This window comes from Oceanobacillus sp. Castelsardo (assembly GCF_001659985.1).
Classification (GTDB): Bacteria; Bacillota; Bacilli; order Bacillales; family Amphibacillaceae; genus Oceanobacillus.
On the sequence record NZ_LYCS01000004.1, the window covers coordinates 35,982 to 54,871 of the forward strand.

General features: G+C 32.8%; 21 protein-coding genes. 3 read left to right on the forward strand and 18 right to left on the reverse strand.

What is annotated here, in order from left to right:
• Positions 1 to 72 precede the first annotated feature (72 nt).
• The 6 genes from hrcA to gpr all read right to left on the reverse strand — a co-directional run bounded on the left by hrcA (position 73) and on the right by gpr (position 7,235).
• Entirely contained in the window at positions 73 to 1,104 is a 1,032-nt protein-coding gene (gene hrcA, locus A9178_RS08615; RefSeq protein WP_068674357.1) for a heat-inducible transcriptional repressor HrcA, read from the reverse strand.
• 75 nt (positions 1,105 to 1,179) lie between these two features.
• Positions 1,180 to 2,346, reverse strand: coding sequence for a radical SAM family heme chaperone HemW (gene hemW, locus A9178_RS08620; RefSeq protein WP_068674358.1), 1,167 nt, complete (start codon positions 2,344 to 2,346; stop codon positions 1,180 to 1,182).
• A gap of 70 nt (positions 2,347 to 2,416) precedes the next feature.
• Positions 2,417 to 4,225: a translation elongation factor 4 gene (gene lepA, locus A9178_RS08625; RefSeq protein ID WP_068674360.1), complete on the reverse strand. Its 1,809-nt coding sequence runs from the start codon at positions 4,223 to 4,225 to the stop codon at positions 2,417 to 2,419.
• A 149-nt stretch (positions 4,226 to 4,374) separates the two neighbouring features.
• On the reverse strand, positions 4,375 to 4,722 hold the full coding sequence (locus tag A9178_RS08630) for a hypothetical protein (RefSeq protein ID WP_068674362.1): 348 nt from the start codon (positions 4,720 to 4,722) through the stop codon (positions 4,375 to 4,377).
• 13 nt (positions 4,723 to 4,735) lie between these two features.
• Positions 4,736 to 5,893 carry a stage II sporulation protein P gene (gene spoIIP / locus A9178_RS08635; protein WP_068674364.1) on the reverse strand — a complete coding sequence of 386 codons (1,158 nt, stop codon included), beginning with the start codon at positions 5,891 to 5,893 and terminating at the stop codon, positions 4,736 to 4,738.
• Between the two features lie 220 nt (positions 5,894 to 6,113).
• Positions 6,114 to 7,235, reverse strand: coding sequence for a GPR endopeptidase (gene gpr, locus A9178_RS08640; RefSeq protein WP_068674367.1), 1,122 nt, complete (start codon positions 7,233 to 7,235; stop codon positions 6,114 to 6,116).
• 249 nt (positions 7,236 to 7,484) lie between these two features.
• On the opposite strand from gpr, the gene rpsT reads away from it, so the two are divergent.
• Positions 7,485 to 7,751 (forward strand): 30S ribosomal protein S20, encoded by a 267-nt coding sequence (gene rpsT / locus A9178_RS08645; protein WP_068674369.1) that lies wholly within the window; start codon positions 7,485 to 7,487, stop codon positions 7,749 to 7,751.
• A 45-nt stretch (positions 7,752 to 7,796) separates the two neighbouring features.
• Here the strand turns inward: rpsT and holA are convergent, their stop codons facing one another.
• Positions 7,797 to 8,816: a DNA polymerase III subunit delta gene (gene holA / locus A9178_RS08650; protein ID WP_068674371.1), complete on the reverse strand. Its 1,020-nt coding sequence runs from the start codon at positions 8,814 to 8,816 to the stop codon at positions 7,797 to 7,799.
• A 408-nt stretch (positions 8,817 to 9,224) separates the two neighbouring features.
• On the opposite strand from holA, the gene A9178_RS18625 reads away from it, so the two are divergent.
• The gene (locus A9178_RS18625) at positions 9,225 to 9,362 is read left to right on the forward strand and encodes a YqzM family protein (RefSeq protein WP_047183778.1); all 138 of its coding nucleotides are present in this window, start codon (positions 9,225 to 9,227) and stop codon (positions 9,360 to 9,362) included.
• Between the two features lie 151 nt (positions 9,363 to 9,513).
• On the opposite strand, the gene A9178_RS08655 is transcribed toward A9178_RS18625, so the two are convergent.
• The 11 genes from A9178_RS08655 to A9178_RS08705 form a co-directional block, all read right to left on the reverse strand.
• Entirely contained in the window at positions 9,514 to 11,799 is a 2,286-nt protein-coding gene (locus A9178_RS08655) for a DNA internalization-related competence protein ComEC/Rec2 (RefSeq protein WP_068674372.1), read from the reverse strand.
• A 14-nt stretch (positions 11,800 to 11,813) separates the two neighbouring features.
• Positions 11,814 to 12,383, reverse strand: a complete 570-nt coding sequence (locus A9178_RS08660) for a ComE operon protein 2 (RefSeq protein ID WP_068674374.1) — start codon at positions 12,381 to 12,383, stop codon at positions 11,814 to 11,816.
• Between the two features lie 98 nt (positions 12,384 to 12,481).
• Entirely contained in the window at positions 12,482 to 13,099 is a 618-nt protein-coding gene (locus A9178_RS08665; RefSeq protein WP_068674376.1) for a helix-hairpin-helix domain-containing protein, read from the reverse strand.
• Between the two features lie 124 nt (positions 13,100 to 13,223).
• Complete coding sequence (locus A9178_RS08670; protein ID WP_068674378.1) at positions 13,224 to 13,964, reverse strand: class I SAM-dependent DNA methyltransferase; 741 nt, start codon at positions 13,962 to 13,964, stop codon at positions 13,224 to 13,226.
• 3 nt (positions 13,965 to 13,967) lie between these two features.
• Entirely contained in the window at positions 13,968 to 14,324 is a 357-nt protein-coding gene (gene rsfS, locus A9178_RS08675) for a ribosome silencing factor (RefSeq protein ID WP_068674380.1), read from the reverse strand.
• Positions 14,314 to 14,901: a bis(5'-nucleosyl)-tetraphosphatase (symmetrical) YqeK gene (gene yqeK / locus A9178_RS08680; protein WP_068674382.1), complete on the reverse strand. Its 588-nt coding sequence runs from the start codon at positions 14,899 to 14,901 to the stop codon at positions 14,314 to 14,316. The genes rsfS and yqeK overlap by 11 nt, the downstream gene beginning before the upstream one ends.
• Complete coding sequence (locus A9178_RS08685) at positions 14,891 to 15,457, reverse strand: nicotinate-nucleotide adenylyltransferase (RefSeq protein WP_068674384.1); 567 nt, start codon at positions 15,455 to 15,457, stop codon at positions 14,891 to 14,893. Before A9178_RS08685 ends, yqeK begins: the two co-directional genes overlap by 11 nt.
• A gap of 2 nt (positions 15,458 to 15,459) precedes the next feature.
• Complete coding sequence (yhbY, locus tag A9178_RS08690; RefSeq protein ID WP_068674385.1) at positions 15,460 to 15,750, reverse strand: ribosome assembly RNA-binding protein YhbY; 291 nt, start codon at positions 15,748 to 15,750, stop codon at positions 15,460 to 15,462.
• 1 nt (position 15,751) lies between these two features.
• Positions 15,752 to 16,606 (reverse strand): shikimate dehydrogenase, encoded by an 855-nt coding sequence (gene aroE / locus A9178_RS08695; protein ID WP_068674387.1) that lies wholly within the window; start codon positions 16,604 to 16,606, stop codon positions 15,752 to 15,754.
• Between the two features lie 29 nt (positions 16,607 to 16,635).
• Entirely contained in the window at positions 16,636 to 17,736 is a 1,101-nt protein-coding gene (gene yqeH / locus A9178_RS08700) for a ribosome biogenesis GTPase YqeH (RefSeq protein WP_068674389.1), read from the reverse strand.
• Positions 17,737 to 17,738: 2 nt separating this feature from the next.
• Entirely contained in the window at positions 17,739 to 18,254 is a 516-nt protein-coding gene (locus A9178_RS08705; protein WP_068674391.1) for a YqeG family HAD IIIA-type phosphatase, read from the reverse strand.
• Between the two features lie 476 nt (positions 18,255 to 18,730).
• Between A9178_RS08705 and sda the strand changes: the two genes are divergently transcribed.
• Entirely contained in the window at positions 18,731 to 18,877 is a 147-nt protein-coding gene (sda, locus tag A9178_RS08710; RefSeq protein WP_047183766.1) for a sporulation histidine kinase inhibitor Sda, read from the forward strand.
• The last annotated feature ends 13 nt before the right edge of the window (positions 18,878 to 18,890 follow it).

Here is an 18,890-nt window from a genome sequence, read left to right on the forward strand (position 1 = left end):
AACATTTTTTAATAAGTAAGTAACCACAAGGAATGTGGCAGGTAATACCCTACCACATTCTAAGCAAAAATCCTATTCAGAAGTCTTATACCATTTATAAAGAGCTTCGGATAATTCCTTAGATAAACTTGATAATAAAGATATAACCTTTTTATATTCCATTCGAGTAGGTCCTAATAGAGCAATAGTTCCCATTTGGTCTTTACCAAGTTGATAGGTTGCAGTTATTAAACTTAGGTCCTTTATCGCTTCAACTTTATTTTCATTACCAATAGAAATACCTATACCATCTTTTTTACTTTTTAATAAATTAGCTATTTCATTTTCATTTTCAATCATAGTATAAAATGATCTTATTTTATCTACATCATTAAATTCGGGTTGCATTAATATATTAGACTTTCCACCAATATATAATTTAACTGGATTATTTTGCGAAATAATGGCTTGTAAATAATGTTGGGTAGATCCAAAGTCATTTATATAACGTTTTAAAAGGCCAACTATTTCCTTTTGAAAAACTTTTTCCAATTGAATAATGGGAACACCTTTTAATCGATCATTTAAAATGTTAACCATCTTTTCTAGATCAGATAAATCAATTTTCTCTGGTACAGTAATTGAACGATGTTCTACATGTCCTGTATCTGTCACTAAAATAGCTACAGCTGTATGGTTGGATATAGGCAAAATTTCTAATTGTTTTAATTTCGTTTCACTTAATTCCGGACCTATAATAATTGAAGTATAGTTGGTTAATTCAGATAATACCTCCGCAGACATTTGAACAATTTGTTCAAATTCATAAATACCCTCTTTCATTATGTTTCGGATAATCTTTATGTTTTGACCACTCGATAAAGGAGCAATAAGATGATCTACATAATAACGGTACCCTTTTTCTGAAGGGATTCTCCCAGAGGATGAATGTGTTTTCTCTAAAAAACCCATATCCTCTAGATCTGCCATATCATTTCTAATTGTAGCAGCACTGTATGGAATACTTCCTTTTTTGGATAGGGCACGGGAGCCAACCGGATGGGCAGTTTCGATGAAATCATCAATAATTATTTGTAATACTAATAATTGCCTTTCTGTTAGCATTTGATCACCCCTGTTAGCACTCGTGTTATTTGAGTGCTAATACTAATAATAAATTAACAAATCCATTATTTTTTGTCAATAAATCCGTTGTAAATCAGAATCTTCTAACATGAATTCTTCAAACACTTTATTTGCAAGTAGTAAACCACTTTCCGTTAAATATAGTGTTTCATTGTTTACAAATAATAAATCCATCTTAGTAAGATTTTTTATTTGTTCTTTAAATAGAGTGTCTAGGGAGAATCCATATTTAGACTTGAAATGATTGTTATTTAATCCTTCCATTCTTCTTAAACCCAAAAATATTTCTTCTTCAATATTTTCTTTAAGTGTAATACGTTCCTCTTCCAAAATTGGGTGTCCATCTTTCATTGCTTTGTTAACATAAGCTGGCAGAGGACGTAAATTGGTAATTCTTCTTCCAGGCAAATACCCATGTGCACCGGCACCAAAGCCATAGTAATATCCATTACTCCAATAATTTAAATTATGTTTGCTTTCAAATCCAGGCTTCGCAAAATTACTAATCTCATATTGTTTAATTCCTTTTTCATTCATTGTACTCCTAAGGATTTGATACATTTCAATTTCAGCTTCTTCGGTCGGACGGTTGAGTTGTCCTTTTTTATGTTTTAAATAAAAAACCGTTTTTGGTTCAATTTGTAATCCATAAGTTGCGTAATGCGGTAAGTCAAATTGTAATGCCAAATCTAACGAATGTTGGAACTGTTCAACCGATTGATGAGGTAATGCATACATCAAATCTAGGCTTATATTACTAAAATGATATTGATGGAACAATTCAACGGTTTTATAGACATCTTTAACGCGGTGGACCCTACCAATTTCCTCTAGTAATTGATCATCCATGACTTGAACTCCAAATGAAATTCTGGAAATACCATATTCCTTTAATAATTCTGCCTTTTCTTGATCAATATCACCCGGATTCACTTCAATAGTAAATTCCTTACAAGAATCCAAGTCAAATTTTTCATTTAAAAACTCAAGTAAAAATTTCAATTGTTTATAATTAAGTGCGGTGGGTGTACCTCCGCCGATATACAACGTCCGTATAATATTATGTTTTCCTTTAATATTCGTATTTATTTCATTTATTAGTGCATGTATATATTCCGTTGCCAGCCTTTCATTATAGAAAAACTTAACAAAATCACAATAATGACAAATTTGCGTACAAAAAGGAATATGAATATATACAGATTGAACTTCCCGTTCCATTTTTATCCTCTCCTTTAGAACAAACGTAAAAAGGAAAACCTAGTCCCCTAAGTTTTCCCTTCATTGCATCTTAATCTTCGCCCATTTCAAGAACTGCCATAAACGCTTCTTGCGGTACTTCTACAGAACCGACCATTTTCATACGTTTCTTACCTTCTTTTTGTTTCTCCAATAATTTACGTTTACGTGAAATATCCCCACCGTACAGTTTAGCAGTTACATCTTTTCTTACTGCTTTTATTGTTGAACGTGCTATAATTTTGTTGCCGATAGCAGCTTGAACAGGAACTTCAAATTGCTGTCTTGGTATTAATTCTTTTAATTTATCCACTATTTGTTTACCACGAGTATAAGCAAAATCACGATGAACGATAAAGGAAAGAGCATCAATCGTATCACTATTGAGTAGAATGTCCATTTTAACTAGATTGGACGGTTGATATCCTATTAACTCATAATCAAAAGATGCGTATCCTTTTGTTTGTGATTTCAATTGGTCAAAGAAATCATATACAATTTCTGATAACGGAATATGATAAATAACATTTACACGAATATCATCTAAATACTGCATATCGATAAAGTTTCCGCGTTTTTTCTGGGAAATCTCCATCACTGCCCCAACGTAATCGTTAGGAACCATTATTGTAGCTTTAACATATGGTTCTCTAATTTCTTGTATCTTTTGTGGATCTGGCATTTTAGATGGATTATCTACAGAAATCGTTTCACCATCTGTTTTTTCTACTTCAAAAATAACACTTGGTGCAGTTGTAATAAGATTTATATTAAATTCTCTTTCAATCCGCTCTTGGAGAATTTCCATATGCAGTAGTCCCAAGAACCCACAACGGAAACCAAATCCTAATGCTTGTGACGTCTCAGGCTCATACTGGAGAGCTGAATCATTTAACTCTAGTCGCTCTAGTGCTTCTCTTAAATCGTTATAATCATTTGAATCAACAGGATAAAGGCCACAATATACCATCGGATTTAAACGACGATACCCTGGTAAAGCCTCCTCTGCAGGACGATTAGCGTTGGTAATCGTATCTCCAACATGAATATCCCCAACACTTTTAATCGAAGCCGTTATAAATCCTACATCCCCCACTGTAAGTTCATCACGTGAAGTAGCTTTCGGTGTAAAAACTCCAACCTCATTTACTTCATATTCCTTACCCGTTGCCATCATTTTTATTTTATCGCCAACTTTAATGGCCCCTTCTTTTATACAAACATAAGCAATAACACCACGGTAAGAGTCATATAAGGAATCAAATATAAGTGCTTTAAGAGGCTCTTCTTCATTGCCAGCCGGTTCAGGTACTACTTCAACAATTCTTTCTAAAATATCCTCAATACCGATATTAGCTTTTGCTGAAGCCAAGATAGCATCGTCACCATCAATACCAAGAACATCTTCTAATTCCTGTTTTACCCTATCAGGATCCGCACTTGGTAGGTCGATTTTATTAATGACAGGAATGATTTCTAGATCATTTTCCATTGCTAAATATACATTAGCTAGTGTTTGTGCTTCGATACCTTGTGCAGCATCGACTACAAGAATGGCACCTTCACAAGCTGCAAGGCTTCGAGATACTTCATAAGTAAAATCGACATGTCCAGGTGTATCAATTAAATGGAATATATATTCTTCTCCATTTTTACTAAGATATTTAAGTTGTACTGCGTTTAATTTAATGGTAATTCCACGCTCACGTTCCAAGTCCATCCCATCAAGAAGTTGTTCTTTCATTTCTCTTTTAGAAACGGTTTGCGTATTTTCTAAAATTCGATCAGCTAATGTAGATTTTCCATGATCGATATGCGCTATGATTGAAAAATTACGTACTTTTCTTTTATTACTCCCCATTCTATTGTTCACTCCTACAAATTCTATAGAGGTCCTTCATATAATTTTTAAAACACCAAACTCCAAAAATAATCGATAATGATGATTATAGCAATTGAATGAGGGATATTCAAACAAGAACATATTCATAATCCATACATTTTAGCTTTTTAAAAAAATATGTCAGCTACATGATACATAATTCCGACTACGACTTCATAAAATCCTTGCACACTTGTTTCTAAAAATGAAGCTGTTTTCTGGGTTAAGTGAAATTCGTTTTCCATCATCATAAGATCCTGATCTACTGTTGATGTAACACTTTCTTGATTTACTGTCTCAATATCTTTTTCTGTAATTATTTTTTCTTCTATTAATTTTTCTTCAATTTCATTACCATTTATTCCATTCTCATTCGATGCCATACTCATTTCGTTACCACTTCGATTGATTCCATACAACGTTCCAGATAGAAAAAATACAGCTAATAGTAAAAGCGTTATAACTGTACGAACCATTTATACTTCCCCCTTAGGAATTCCCTTCAACTGATTCGGCATCCCAATAATATTCACTAAACACTTCCGCAAATGCATCTGCTGTGCGATATAATTCATCCAAGTTATTTTCCGGCCCACCAAATTCAATTAATAGTGCATTTTCTGATAAATCCTGATTAAAAATACCATTCGTTCCAGCTCCACCTTTTCTTAGTACACCACGACTCAATCCCGGATATTTCTCCTCTACTAAATAATGCAATTTAGTAGCTAGCTGTAAATTCTTTTCAAATTTAGGGTGGTCTTCACCAACAACAAAAATAATTCTAGCATAGTCTTTTCCTTTGATTTCCTTTGTAGTGTGCTCTCTATTTAGTGAATCTCGATGTAAATCAAAAGAAAATTGTATATCGTTATTCGCTGCAAAAGCTTCTTGAACAACACCTCTTGAAGCTTCGTATGACTGCCAATACTTCATTCCTTTATCATCTAGTAGTTTTCCTATATCTGCTTCTTCTACTTCGGCACCTATTCCTTTCGCCTCTAAAGATTTAGCCATTCTGTCACTAACCATTGTAATGTTCACTTTGGAATGGTGTGCTAGATTAGGATCATTTACATCTGGTAAGTGCGGTAGAAACGACTCTCGGTTATGCGAGTTATAAATATAAACGACTTTTCTATTACCTGTTGATTGCGGATTCTCTTCCTCTTGAACATCTTCTTCGTCAGTCTCTACAATAGCCTCTCTATCTTTTAAAACCTCTTCTAATGGTGGAGAGGATTCATAAGGAAGATTCGTATAATCTGTTCCTTCACCCGCAATTAAGATTTGACTATCATAGATAGAGAAACCAGGAATTTCATTACCTAATAAGCTTCTCGGATCCTTTGGTTTAATACTTGTCGCTACTTGAAATAGCGAAGAAGACCAACTAGGTAAGGGGGTCTCTTCTGGAAAAGCTTGATTAAAAGCTCTATTTTCCATTCCAAGTAAATGTAAAAAAACAGAGCCATCTATATCATTTGTCCATTTTGTTATCGTATCTGAAGATATACGATAAGCTGGCTGTATTGTAGTTAATAATCCAATAAGCAAAAATAAAATGACAATACTAGTTAGGTATAACCCACCTTTTTTATAAAAACGAAACGGACGGTTCTTCTGGAATTTATTTTTGGAAATCATTCCTCCACCTCTTTCTAATGGCACTTCTAGTAAAATCTATGAAAGCCCATTAGAAAGTAGAACACTTTTCGTATCATTTCTATTAAAAATAATAGGGAGATAAGACGTCGTAAATTAAGTCAGTCCTATCCCCAACTGAATGCTAGGTAAACGAAGGGCCGTGTACCGGCTATTGATTTCCTTTCTATTTATTGTCACTTAAACCTACACCTGCGATAAACTATCTGGAGTATTGAGCAAAATTTGTTATATCAACTTTTTCATGTAATGCAGCATTAATTCCTTCTGCAATCAGATTGGCCATATCAATCATAAAACCATCTACTTCTTTCGGAGTAACCATAAGATTATGTCCAAGCGGAGTTAAAACTTCCTGGATTAATTTTCGTTTTTCATCTTCTGATAAAGTACCGACAATCCCCATAAAAGTTTGTCTCTTTTCTTCATTCGGAAGGTCCTCGTCAGTCAATTCCTTCCCTCCAAATGACATACCGGCTGGGGCCAAAGCTTTAGACGGTCTATCTTTTTCATTCCATTCTCTACCAAAGTGTTTTAAAATAAAATCTATCGTATCACTTGTTATGGTAACAGCATCTACTACTGTTGGTACTCCAACCGCTATCACTGGAACTCCGAGTGTATCTTTACTCAATTCCTTTCGTTTATTCCCAACACCTGAGCCGGGATGAATACCTGAATCTGAAAGCTGTATTGTCTCGTTAACTCTTTCAATCGATCTTGAGGCTAATGCATCAATAGCAATAACAAAATCAGGTTGAAATTTTTCAACAATACCATAAATGATGTCGCTTGTTTCTATACCAGTGACTCCCATTACCCCTGGTGTTACAGCAGCCACAGGACGATACCCGTCTGAAACCGATTCAAATTTAAGTTTAAATAAATGACTTGTAACTAAAGTTTTTTCTACAGCCATCGGTCCAAGTGCATCAGGTGTTACATTCCAGTTACCAAGTCCTACAATTAATCCTGTTCCATCCTTAGGGATTTCATTTTTTTCTACTAAATTTTCAAGCTCACGAGCGAGAACTTTCGCTGCAACTTCTTGACGTTTCGTATCCTGTCTTTTTACCCCATCAGCATATATAGTTACATAAGAACCGGGTTTCTTACCTACTAGTTTAGCTCCGTCTTTATCAATATCTACATAAGATATTTTAATACCTTCTTGATTTCTCTCCTTAAATGTTACACCTTTGATTTCACCCGTCTCTTTTGTTTGTTTTCTTTTTTGTTCTGATTCTACATACATATCCCTAGCTTCAACGGCTAAATCTGTTCTCACCTGGTATACTTGTTCTTGTTCATTGTTTTTTTCCATACGATGACATTCCTTTCCCATCTTCTTATTATTAGAATGAACAAATTCACAAAAACAATACGACATTCTAGTAAAGCATTTGGAATAAAAACGGATAAATTTTAACTCTTGGAAAGAAATTTATTGAAAAGAAGGAGCTCCTTTGGTAAAATATCATTTGTTAACTTGAAAGTTATAAATGGTAGACTATATAAACATAAATTTTGAAAAATGAAAGTCTTACCGTGTCCTGTTTAGGAGGTGAAATACATGGCAAATATTAAATCTGCAATTAAACGTGTTGATATTAACAATAAAAAACGTTCAGCTAACCAATCTCAAAAATCTGAAATGCGTACTGCTATTAAAAATGTTGAAAAATTAGTAGAAGCTAAAGATATTGAAGCTGCAAAAACAGCACTTACAGCTACTGTTAAACAAATTGACAAAGCTGTACAAAAAGGGATTATCCATAAAAATAATGGAAACCGTCAGAAATCACGCTTAATGAAAAGAGTAAGTAGTATTACTGCTTAATTAAAGCAAATAAAAAAAACGATCCATCAGGATCGTTTTTTTTATTTATGCAACACTTATTAAGTCGTATAAAAGAATTTCGAATGCAAGTTGCTTTTCCATATTTCCCCGTTTCATCGCCGCATCAGTATTCGCTAATTTATCCATAATAGTCTTTAATTTTTGAACTGAAAATTGTTTTTCTCTACTTAAGGCAATCTTAACAACATATGGATGAACCCCTAACTGCTTCTGCATTTGAAATTGCGTATAACCTTTTCGTTTTAACAGTTTCACTCGTAATATCGTTCTAAATTGAAATGCAAGTAATCCAATTAACGCAATAGGTTCTTCATTCATCTTCTCTAAATCCTTAAAAATAGCAATAGCTTTATGTAAATCTCTTTCAATTACTGCATCGACTAGCCTTAAAGAAGAGCTATTTGATGTATGGGAAATTAACTTATCTACCACCTCTTTTGTAACAACACCATTATCACCAACAAACGTAGAAAATTTCTTTAGTTCACTCTCTAATAATTGTAAATTGGCCGATAACTCACCTTCAATTATCTCTACTGCATCTTGATCAATAGTAATATGAAATTGATTCGCTAAAGAATGAATCCAACTTGATACATCTTTTTCTTTAATAGGTTCACAATTTACATATTTTGCATGTTTTTTTAGTTCTTTGCTAACTTTTTTTCTTTCATCTATTTTTTCATATGGAGCAATAATAACAAAAACGGAATAATCAACCGGATTTTCTAAGTAGCTTATCAGACTGTCCAAATTATGGTCAAAAGGAGTTTTGTCGGGTTTTGCTTTTAAAAAAGTCGGGTTTGAAGCAATAATTAATTTTCTTTCACCAAAAAATGGATATGTCTCAACATCACCTATAACTTCTTGGATTGGAACTTCTTCTAAATCATATGTAGATAAATTTTCTTTATCTTGTCCAAGTACACGACTGATAATTTCTTTTTTTATATTTTCCACAAAAAAATTTTCAGACCCATATAGCAAATAAACTGGGGCAATTTTATTCTTTTTTAGTTCTTTTAATACTTCTAAATATGACATTTATATACACCATTACTTTCCAAAACTGAACTTTTTTAGTTTTTATTTGATTACATATATGGTAAATTGTATATTAAGTAATATCAAGAAATAAATGGAGGGAAATTTTTGTCCCTTAAACAATAAATAATTTCCCCCCAGAATCTATATAAACATTTAACAAATAGCTCTAGAAACTAAATGTTAAACGATATTTGTTTTGTGTTCAAAAAGTACAATTAATCCTCCTTTTTGAATACGCACTTATAGCTTATGTTTTCTCAAGAAATATATAGATGTAAAGTCTTTCTAATTTAGTAATAAGGTATTAATTATGTTAAAATTGTAATATCTGGAAATTTTTATAATCATAAGTAGATTTTTTCATTTACTTATTTTATACTAATGATGGTAACAGGAGGGGTAAAAGTGAACGAATTCGAAAATAATCCACAATCAAAGCACAGTAATGATGTTGTAGATTCTATCAAGGGATTTGTTGGCTCATTTGTTTTCTTTGTAGCCATTTTTGCAATTGGAGTTATTATTAGTGTGGTAGCAGGTTAATAAACATTTTTTAGAAAAGAGACTAAATAATAGTCTCTTTTTTCTTTATTTTTCTTTATCTTTAAACTTCAAAATAATTGGATCACTGGATATCGCGCTCATTGCCTGTAAGGATATTTGCCCCTTTGTTCTTAATCAAGGCTCTAAGCCATTACTTATGATTATAGTATGGTAAGAAGCTAGAAAATGTTCCAGAATTTCCTTTAAAGTGATACTGAACGGCACCATGCTCATCCGTACGAAAAATAACGATATCATTATCCTTCATTCTTTGAATGACTTCCGGGGATGGGTGGCCATAGCGATTATTTTTTCCAACAGATATAAAAGCGAATTTGGGATTAATTTGCTTCAAAAGTTCCTCCCCTGTTGAGGTGTTACTACCGTGATGACCTACTTTTAATACATCTACTTTTAAATCAGGATATTTATTTATTATATATTTTTCTGTTTCTATACCTATATCCCCGGTAAATAACCATGTTAAACCACCAATTTTTGTATACACTACGACAGAATTCTCATTCGGATTATTGGAGTCTTTTAATGGTCCTAGCACATAAAACGGTTGACCTTTTATATTCAGCACATCCAACCCCTCAACCCTCTTGACTTTCTTAGGGTTCCATTGTTTATCTTCCTCTATATCATAATATGGATGTATATAAATACGCTCTACATTCATTTCTTCTATAATAAAAGGAACACTTCCAACATGATCTAGATCTTCATGAGATAAAATTAATGCGTCCACTTTTTGAATTCCTTGTGAATATAAATATGGCTTAATGATTCGTTTATAGGTATTTTCGCTGACTGTTCCATCCGAAAAAGAAAAGGTAGCTCCAGCGTCTATCATAATGACGCCTTTTCGATAAGGTAGTTCAATAATATAAGCGTCTCCTTGTCCAATATCTAACATCGTTACCTTTCCTTCAGGAGATAAATAAGGTCTTGCTACAAGAAAAAATAACATTAAACAGATTAATATCCCCAATTTAAATGCCTTTAATGATTGGTTTAATTCCATTTCCATCATCATTCTTAGAAAGAGAATAAAATATAAACAAGTTATACCTATAGAAAATGTCCCAATAACCCATGGTGTATCAGCGACTTTATCAATCAAGAAAATAAATTGTAAAACAAATTGATGAATGAACGTAAAAGCTTGATCTAAAAATTTAACAAAAGGAAAAGGTAATAATGTAAGAGGAAGTAATATATACATAAACGGAATCACAAAAACAGAAAAATAAGGAATAATGATAATATTCAACAGAATAGATAGCGGTTGAAAAAAGGAAAAATAAATGAATTGTAGGGGTAAAATAATCATTTGTGCAACAAAGCTAATTTTCAAAGCCTGCATAGTAGGATTTTTATTGACAGATAGCCATCTTTTGGAAAGTAAGATACTAAACGTAACCAAAAAAGAAAATTGAAACCCAACATGATAAATTAACAAAGGATCCCTGATAATTAATAATGTAAAAACGATAGCTAATACATCTGTCACACTATATTTCGCCTTTATTTTAAGAAGTAGAATAAATATAATAGCCATCATACTAGCGCGCCATATCGATGGTTCTCCTCCTGCTAAAATCGCATAAATAGGCATAAATATGACAACAAACCACTGAGCTTTTTCTTTCGTTAAGATAGATAATTTAATTAAAACGAAATACATAAAGGTAAGTAAGATTGCCACATGTGTGCCTGAAATAGCAATAATATGTGACAGGCCCCATTTTCGAAACAATTGTACCGATTCCTCATCTAAAGATGAATCATCCCCCAGAACTAGGGAATTTAGCCACGAGGCAGTAAACGGCGTCAATTCATTTTGAATGTCAATAAGAAGGTTAGAACGTACAGAGTATATTTTGTCGAGTGATTTAAATCCATCACAATGAATTTGATGAATGGAAGATAAAGTTATTTGTACATGAATTCCTTGTTTCTTTAAGAAATCTTGGTAATCAAATTCTCCAGGATTTCTGCGCCCATTCGGAATTTCTTTCTTCCCTTGAATAACACAGGATGCACCGTATTTTAAAAAATGAGTAGAGAACTCTTCTTTTTGATTAGGAAAATAAATTACAACTATCCTCTCTCCTGTAATGGTTTCTTTTAGGACAAATTCCACTTTCTTGTCATTTTTCTCAATGGAACTTATTATTTCTCCATATATTGGGCGTGGATTTATGTTGATCTCTTCTTCAGAGGGCGATGTACTTGTTTCTGGGAAATAAAGTAGAAAAAATATGAGGAAGGTTAAGGAAACAATCAAAGGAAGTTTCCTTAGCCTTTTCAAAGCATATAACATTCCGATCCAGATTATAAACACTATAATAAAAAGATAATGATGATAATGAATAAATAATATAGCACATATTGCAGCAATAGCAACTATATGCCAGTAACCTTTCATCTGCTCACCCTCTTCTATTTTTTCATAAACAGTTTTTCTGCTTCTTTTTTTAACAACGTTATTTCTTGCTTGTCCCCACCAGTAGCGTTTTCCAATTTATGGATCAATTCATAAACAAACTCATTCTTTTTCTGAAAATTAGTATCGACTAATAAATAGTCTAGTTCTACTTTCCTTGTCTTAACTCCTGCTTCTTTAAACAACGTAATGGCATATTCATTATTCCGATAATCTTCTGCGTAATAAACATTCTTAATACCACTTTGTATAATTTGCTTACAACATTGCAAACACGGAAAATGTGTTACATAAATATCTGCGTTATCCGTAGGTACCCCGAATTTAGCACATTGTAACAGCGCATTAGCTTCAGCATGAACGGTTCTTACGCAATGACCATCTATTACTAGACACCCTTCATCAATACAATGAACGCCTCCTGAAACACTACCATTGTAACCACCGGCTATAATACGTTTATCCCGTACAATAGTTGCGCCTACCATTAGTCTTGTACATGTACTTCTTAGTGAAAGAAGATGACTCTGAGCCATAAAATACTGATCCCAAGAAATTCTATCCATAAATATCCCCTCTATCTATAATGTTACATGTTAAGTTTACATTCCGTTATGAAATTCCGTCAACATTCAACAAAACCAAAACCATCCTACTAAATGAATTAAGGTAATTGAATGTTATCTTTCATGTTTTCTAACGTTTTTTCACCGATACCAGAGATATCAAGTAAATCCTCTACAGATTGAAATAAACCAAACTCTTCTCGATGTTGAATGATCGCTTGCGCTTTAGAAGGACCTATACCTGGTAGAGTCTCAATTTCATCCTGTGTTGCATAATTAATTCTAACTTTACCACTTATATTACCACTTACATTTTGCGCAGTCTGCCCCGAATCCATATTCAAATTTAGAAGTTCAGGTACAATTATAATCATTTCGTCATGCACTTTTTGCGCTAAATTAACTTGTGACTGATCCGCGTCCTTGGTTAATCCACCAGCTTTTTCGATAACATCCTTCACCCTATTTTCTTCCGTCATTTCATAGACACCTGGTTGTTCAACAGCACCTTTAACATCTACAAATAGAGTAATTTGCTGGGCTTTTTCACCATTTACTATTTCTTCTGTCATTGGAATTTGATTACCTTTCGTTGAGGCGAATGTCATTATTTCTTCATCTTCTTGTATACTCTTTTCTTTCGAGAAGAAAATAATAAAGATAATGACAATGGAAGTTAAAATAAAGAAAGAACTTTTTTTGAGAAGATTTAACAAGTGGAACCACATCCTCCTATTTGTATTATTAGAGGGAAAAAAGGATAGAATGTGGGATATATGTAAATCTATTCGACATTATAAGTGAATTTCCTTCAAAAAAACATGAGATTAATTTAAAATCTCATGTTTTTTCTGCAACAAAGAAAATCCTCTCTGATTGTTCATGTAATTGATCTCGCTCTAATGAAAAATCGGCATATACTTTAATGTTCGTAAATCCTACTTCTTTTAGTGTTTCTTTATAAAACGAAATAGGATATGTCCGCTCATGATGATATTCATCAAATCTTACATATTTATCTTTATCTAAGACAAAAAAAGTCAAGTCGTGAAACATTTCCCCGGTTTCCTCACCCTCAGAGCAAAACCAGATATAAGACATATCTTCTAATACATCGGCAAAGGTTTGGTTTTTATAATTTTGTTCAACTTGATAGAGTGAATGAACATCAAATATAAATATGCCATCTGGATTTAAACTGGTGTACGTTCGCCTGAATACCTCTTTAATTTGCGCTTTTTCCGTAATATAGTTCATTACATCGCAATAACTTACTGCTAAATCAATATTTTCTAAACCTTCCATTTCTGTCAAATCTTGATGTAACCAAGTGATAGATAATTTTTTTTCGTTTGCTTTATTTGCAGCATACGTTAACATATCTTCTGAATAATCTAATCCAATCGTTTCAAAACCTTGCTCTGCTAACCTAGTTGAAATTTCTCCAGTTCCACAACCTAAATCAGCAATTCGATTTATATGACGATTTCCTAGTACACTTAACGTGAAATGAACCCATTCATCATAAGGTGCATCTGCCATAAATTTATCGTAAACATACGCCATTTGTTTATAAACCATAACCTATCCTTCTAATTCAATCTCTAAAGGTAATCTTTCCGCATCTCCCCATAAACGTTCAAGGTTATAATAGCTCCGCTCATCTTTGTGGAATACATGACAAACAATATCTCCTATATCTACCAAAACCCATCTTGCTTGCTCGAATCCTTCCATCCGTTTTATATCAATGCCTAATTCATCCATGTTATCTTTAATTTCTCGTGCAATTGATTGTACTTGTCTTTCATTATTCCCATGACAAATAACAAAATAATCAGCAACAAGTGATACGTCCTTCATATCTAGAGCGATAATATCCTCTGCTCGTTTATCATCACATGCTACTGCAATCTTTTGTACAATTTCATTATTTTCCATATATTCCATTACCTCCGTTTGTACGTTTAGTTAAATCATTATATGCATAAAATGTATCAGGATATATTGTTGCATTTTTTTTCATTAAAAAAGAAATGGTATTTTTTGATGCCATCCAACAAGCTAGAACTAGATCATTCTTTGCAACCTCACGAACATCAACAACACCAGGAAAATCTCTACCAGGTTCTATATAATCAGCCAGAAAAATAATCATTTCTAACTTACTCATATTTGCCCTTCCAGTCGTATGTGAATAGATTGCTTGTTTAATTCCACCATCATCTATTCCATACTCTCGATCGATTACAATGGATGCTACAGGACCATGCCATAGCTCATGATGGAAATTTAATAAATCTTTTGGTAAAGAGGTCGTTTTAATAATCCTCTCCATTTCATCTAACGATCTATACTTACAATAATCATGAAAAACAGCTGCTAATTCCGCTTTTTCTATAGATTCATCGTATAATCTTGCCAAATCAATCGCCGTATCTTTAACCCTAAGTGTATGTTCGAATCTTTTCCGGGTTAAATGAGGCTCTACTATCCGTATTGCTTCATCAATTTTCATATAATTTATACTCCCTCATATAACGATAAACAGGATCAGGTACCATATATTTTACCGATCTCTCATTAAAAACTCTTTCTCGTATCATGGAAGATGAAATATCTACCATTGGTATGTCCACTACATTAATCGGATAGGAAGTTTCCAATTTATAACCGGATCTCTTCACACCTATAAACTCGATCAATTGAATTAATTCATCTATTTTATACCAATTCGGTAAATATTCCACCATATCTGCACCAATGATAAAGAAAAAATCATGGTCAGGATAGTCCGCCTTTAATGCCTTTATAGTTTGAAGGGTATAAGACTTACCTTTTCTTTCCAGTTCTATTGTATTTAGTTTAAAATATTCGTTGTCACGTATTGCTAAGTCCAACATATTTAAGCGATCCGATGCATCTATTTTAGTTTCAACTTTATGTGGTGGTGTATAAGTTGGAATAAACCAAATTTCTTCTAATTCCATAGCAATACGAACTTCCTCTGCAATCCATAAATGTCCTAAATGGGGAGGGTTAAATGTTCCACCTAAAAGTCCAATTCGTTTCATATTTAAGGTAACTCCAACCGTTTATTTTCCTTCGATTCTTTATATAAAACGATATTATTTCCAATGATCTGGACTAATTCAGAATCAGTTCCTTCTACCAACTGAGTGGCAACTGTATTTTTGTCTTCCATACAATTTTGTAAGATACTAACTTTTAATATTTCTCTCTTTTCTAAAGCTTCACTAATTTGCGCTATCATATTATCATTAACCCCATCTTTTCCAACTTGAAAAATAGGCTTTAAATGATGTGCTTCAGATCGTAAAAAACGTTTTTGTTTACCTGTTAACATATTATCTTCCTTCCAAAACTTGTTGTAATTTTTCATCCATATTTTTAATATCAATACTTAATCCTGTCCATATTTCGAATGCGTATAAGCCCTGGTATAGAAGCATCGTATGGCCAAAATGTATTCTTGCACCTAGTTCTTCAGCCTCCTTAAGGAATTTCGTCTTAATTGGCTGATATACAATGTCACTTACAATTACGTCTGGCTTTAAAGAGTTTAAACTAATAATTGTATTTTTTATATTAGGCTTCATACCAACAGAAGTTGTTTGAATAATGATATCGTATTTAGATAAATCACTTTCCACTTCTTTTAGTGTTAATATTTTTGTATTCGTTGATTCACTTCTTAGTTCTGCAATTTCTCTCGCCTTCTCTGTTGTTCTATTAGCTATATCGATATTAACATAACCAGCAAAATCTAAACCGCAATATATACCACGAGCTGCCCCGCCGGCTCCTAAAATTAAAACATGTTTAGACTTTCTTTCCTTTGTTAATTCTGGATATTTCGTTTCCAAGGCACGAACATAGCCAGTAGAATCCGTATTATAACCTATCCATTTTCCATCTTTATTTATTAAAACTGTGTTAACCGCCCCAAGTTTTTCAGCATGCTTATCTAACGAATCTAAATATGGTATGATTTTTTGTTTATATGGAACAGTAACATTAAACCCATTTAATTTTTTATTATTTTTCATTTCCATTATTCTATCTTCAAATGAATCTTGCAAATCTATTTCATTAATTTCATACGTACCTTGTAAATTAGCTTTACTTAAAAATCGCTCATGTATCCATGGGGATAATGAATGCTTTATTGGATAACCAATAAGTTGAAATTGTAAAGACATTTTTCTCCTCAACCCCTCTTTACATATATCTATATTAAAGATTTTCGTTTTGTAATTGCTACTCCCTTTGGACTATGCGCCCGAATAGTTGCACCCTCTCCAGACAGTGTCACCCAACCCAATCCCGGAAAGACGATATCAGTTTTTTCTCTATCTACTTTAAACGTACTTTCCGTTAGCTCAGGTAATATTTCAAGTGTTTTACTATTTGGCGGAGTTAATAAATCCCCTAAATGCTTGTTGTATAGGTTATCAGCGTTCTCGAGTTTTGTTCGATGAATTTCTAATAAATTGGAAAAATAACAGATAAATGATTGTCTTTCTCCCTTTATAAAATCCAAACGAGCTAATCCGCCAAAAAATAAAGTTTGTCCACTATTCAACTGATAGACCTTAGGTTTTATTTCATTTTTTGGTGTGATTATTTTCATATCTTCTTCTGAAATATAATGAGAAATTTGTTGCCTATTAACTATTCCCGGTGTATCCACTAGTGATGTTTTCTCGTCCAATGGAATTTCTATAAAACCTAATGTTGTTCCAGGAAAATAGGAGGTGGTAATGATATCGTTAGCTCCTGTTGATTGTTTTATCAAACGATTTATGAAAGTAGACTTTCCTACATTCGTCGTTCCAACAATGAAAACATCTTTGTTATTACGATAATGTTCGATTTGACCTGATAACTCTTCTATTCCATAGCCTTTTTTAGATGAAATTAAGAAAACATCTAATACTTTAATTCCAGCGTCTTTCGCTTGAGATCTTAACCATTGTATTAATTTTCGCTGATTCGTAGATTTAGGTAATAGATCTACTTTATTCCCGACTAAAATGATGGGGTTATCACCCGTTATTCGTGGCAAACTTTTAATTAAACTTCCATTAACATCAAAAATGTCAATGAGATGAACAACTAAACCATTCGCATTTCTGATAGAACTAACCATTTTTAGGAAGTCATCATCCGTTATCGAAACATCTTGTATTTCATTATAATGTTTTAAACGAAAACACCTTTTACATAGAATATCTTCTTTTCCTAACGATGATTTAGGAGTGTACCCTGGTTTGTCTGGACTGATTGTTTGAATTTGTGCCCCACAACCTTGACAAAATATTTCTTCCAATTCTATTCCTCCCAGCTAATTTTCCCTTGATTTCTTAACTTTTTCAATATAATACGTTCAATTTTTCTATTTATCCTTGTAATCTTACCATCTGTTTGGACAATTGGAACAACTAAAATTGTATACAGACCTGCACTATTTCCTCCAAGGACATCTGTTAAAACCTGATCGCCAATTACAACAATCTCTTCTTTTTTCAAGTTCAAATTTTTTTGGACTTTTTTAAATGCTCGCTTTAATGGCTTCCTTGCACTATAAATATATGGTGTATCCAATGGTTCTGAAAATACCTTTACTCGATTAACATTATTGTTAGAAATAATGGTTATTTTAATATCATGTTCCTTCATTAATTTAAACCACTCGATTACTTCAGGTGTCGCATGTTCAACATCCCAAGCTACCAATGTGTTATCTAAATCAGTAATAATACCCCTGATTCCCTTTTCTTTTAAAGTTTCAGGTTGGATATCGAATATACTTTTTACATATTCATTTGGTAAAAATCTACTTAGCACCTTATTTCTCCTTATCGTGTTTAAAATATTATTCCCTTAGTGACTTCAAGGACTTACACCCAGTAAGGACGTAATAAACTAATCCTACAATAATTTACCATAGAATAAAAGTTCTGCACCATTCCTTTTTATAAACCTGTGAGAAAACTTAGGCGAATGCCTTAGTTGCACTTACGCAGGATAAAGAAATTTCACAAATGAAGAAAATAGAAATTATATGATAAGTTTTATGAAAAATACCCAATTTTTCGATAAAAAAACAAGAAATCGTTCGACAAATTTCTACACATTCCGATTTGTGGATAACATTATCAACATTTTCAACAGCGTTCACACTCTGAAATATAAGGGAATATTCGTTATTACCCACAACTTATCTACAGCTCGTTGTAGATAAGTTGCGTCTTGTCCTAGTTTAAGAAACATGATAAATTATTATTAACTTAAGCTAGAAAGTATTTTTAGGAGGGCTGCGAATGGAACATTTATCTGATGAATTACTATTAGAATCTTACTATACAGCGAACGATTTAAATTTAAGCCCTGACTTCATTTCCTTAATTGAAGAAGAAATCCATAGAAGAAGTCTTTCACACAAGATTAAACGAATTAAATCTAGTTAATCCCTAACTACTT

What these genes read in the sequence shown, in the direction of transcription:
- hrcA (WP_068674357.1), bottom strand. Translation starts at nt 1,104, where the DNA reads ATGCTAACAGAAAGGCAATTATTAGTATTACAAATAATTATTGATGAT.
- hemW (WP_068674358.1), bottom strand. Translation starts at nt 2,346, where the DNA reads ATGGAACGGGAAGTTCAATCTGTATATATTCATATTCCTTTTTGTACG.
- lepA (WP_068674360.1), bottom strand. Translation starts at nt 4,225, where the DNA reads ATGGGGAGTAATAAAAGAAAAGTACGTAATTTTTCAATCATAGCGCAT.
- A9178_RS08630 (WP_068674362.1), bottom strand. Translation starts at nt 4,722, where the DNA reads ATGGTTCGTACAGTTATAACGCTTTTACTATTAGCTGTATTTTTTCTA.
- spoIIP (WP_068674364.1), bottom strand. Translation starts at nt 5,893, where the DNA reads ATGATTTCCAAAAATAAATTCCAGAAGAACCGTCCGTTTCGTTTTTAT.
- gpr (WP_068674367.1), bottom strand. Translation starts at nt 7,235, where the DNA reads ATGGAAAAAAACAATGAACAAGAACAAGTATACCAGGTGAGAACAGAT.
- rpsT (WP_068674369.1), top strand. Translation starts at nt 7,485, where the DNA reads ATGGCAAATATTAAATCTGCAATTAAACGTGTTGATATTAACAATAAA.
- holA (WP_068674371.1), bottom strand. Translation starts at nt 8,816, where the DNA reads ATGTCATATTTAGAAGTATTAAAAGAACTAAAAAAGAATAAAATTGCC.
- A9178_RS08655 (WP_068674372.1), bottom strand. Translation starts at nt 11,799, where the DNA reads ATGAAAGGTTACTGGCATATAGTTGCTATTGCTGCAATATGTGCTATA.
- A9178_RS08660 (WP_068674374.1), bottom strand. Translation starts at nt 12,383, where the DNA reads ATGGATAGAATTTCTTGGGATCAGTATTTTATGGCTCAGAGTCATCTT.
- A9178_RS08670 (WP_068674378.1), bottom strand. Translation starts at nt 13,964, where the DNA reads ATGGTTTATAAACAAATGGCGTATGTTTACGATAAATTTATGGCAGAT.
- rsfS (WP_068674380.1), bottom strand. Translation starts at nt 14,324, where the DNA reads ATGGAAAATAATGAAATTGTACAAAAGATTGCAGTAGCATGTGATGAT.
- yqeK (WP_068674382.1), bottom strand. Translation starts at nt 14,901, where the DNA reads ATGAAAATTGATGAAGCAATACGGATAGTAGAGCCTCATTTAACCCGG.
- A9178_RS08685 (WP_068674384.1), bottom strand. Translation starts at nt 15,457, where the DNA reads ATGAAACGAATTGGACTTTTAGGTGGAACATTTAACCCTCCCCATTTA.
- yhbY (WP_068674385.1), bottom strand. Translation starts at nt 15,750, where the DNA reads ATGTTAACAGGTAAACAAAAACGTTTTTTACGATCTGAAGCACATCAT.
- aroE (WP_068674387.1), bottom strand. Translation starts at nt 16,606, where the DNA reads ATGTCTTTACAATTTCAACTTATTGGTTATCCAATAAAGCATTCATTA.
- sda (WP_047183766.1), top strand. Translation starts at nt 18,731, where the DNA reads ATGGAACATTTATCTGATGAATTACTATTAGAATCTTACTATACAGCG.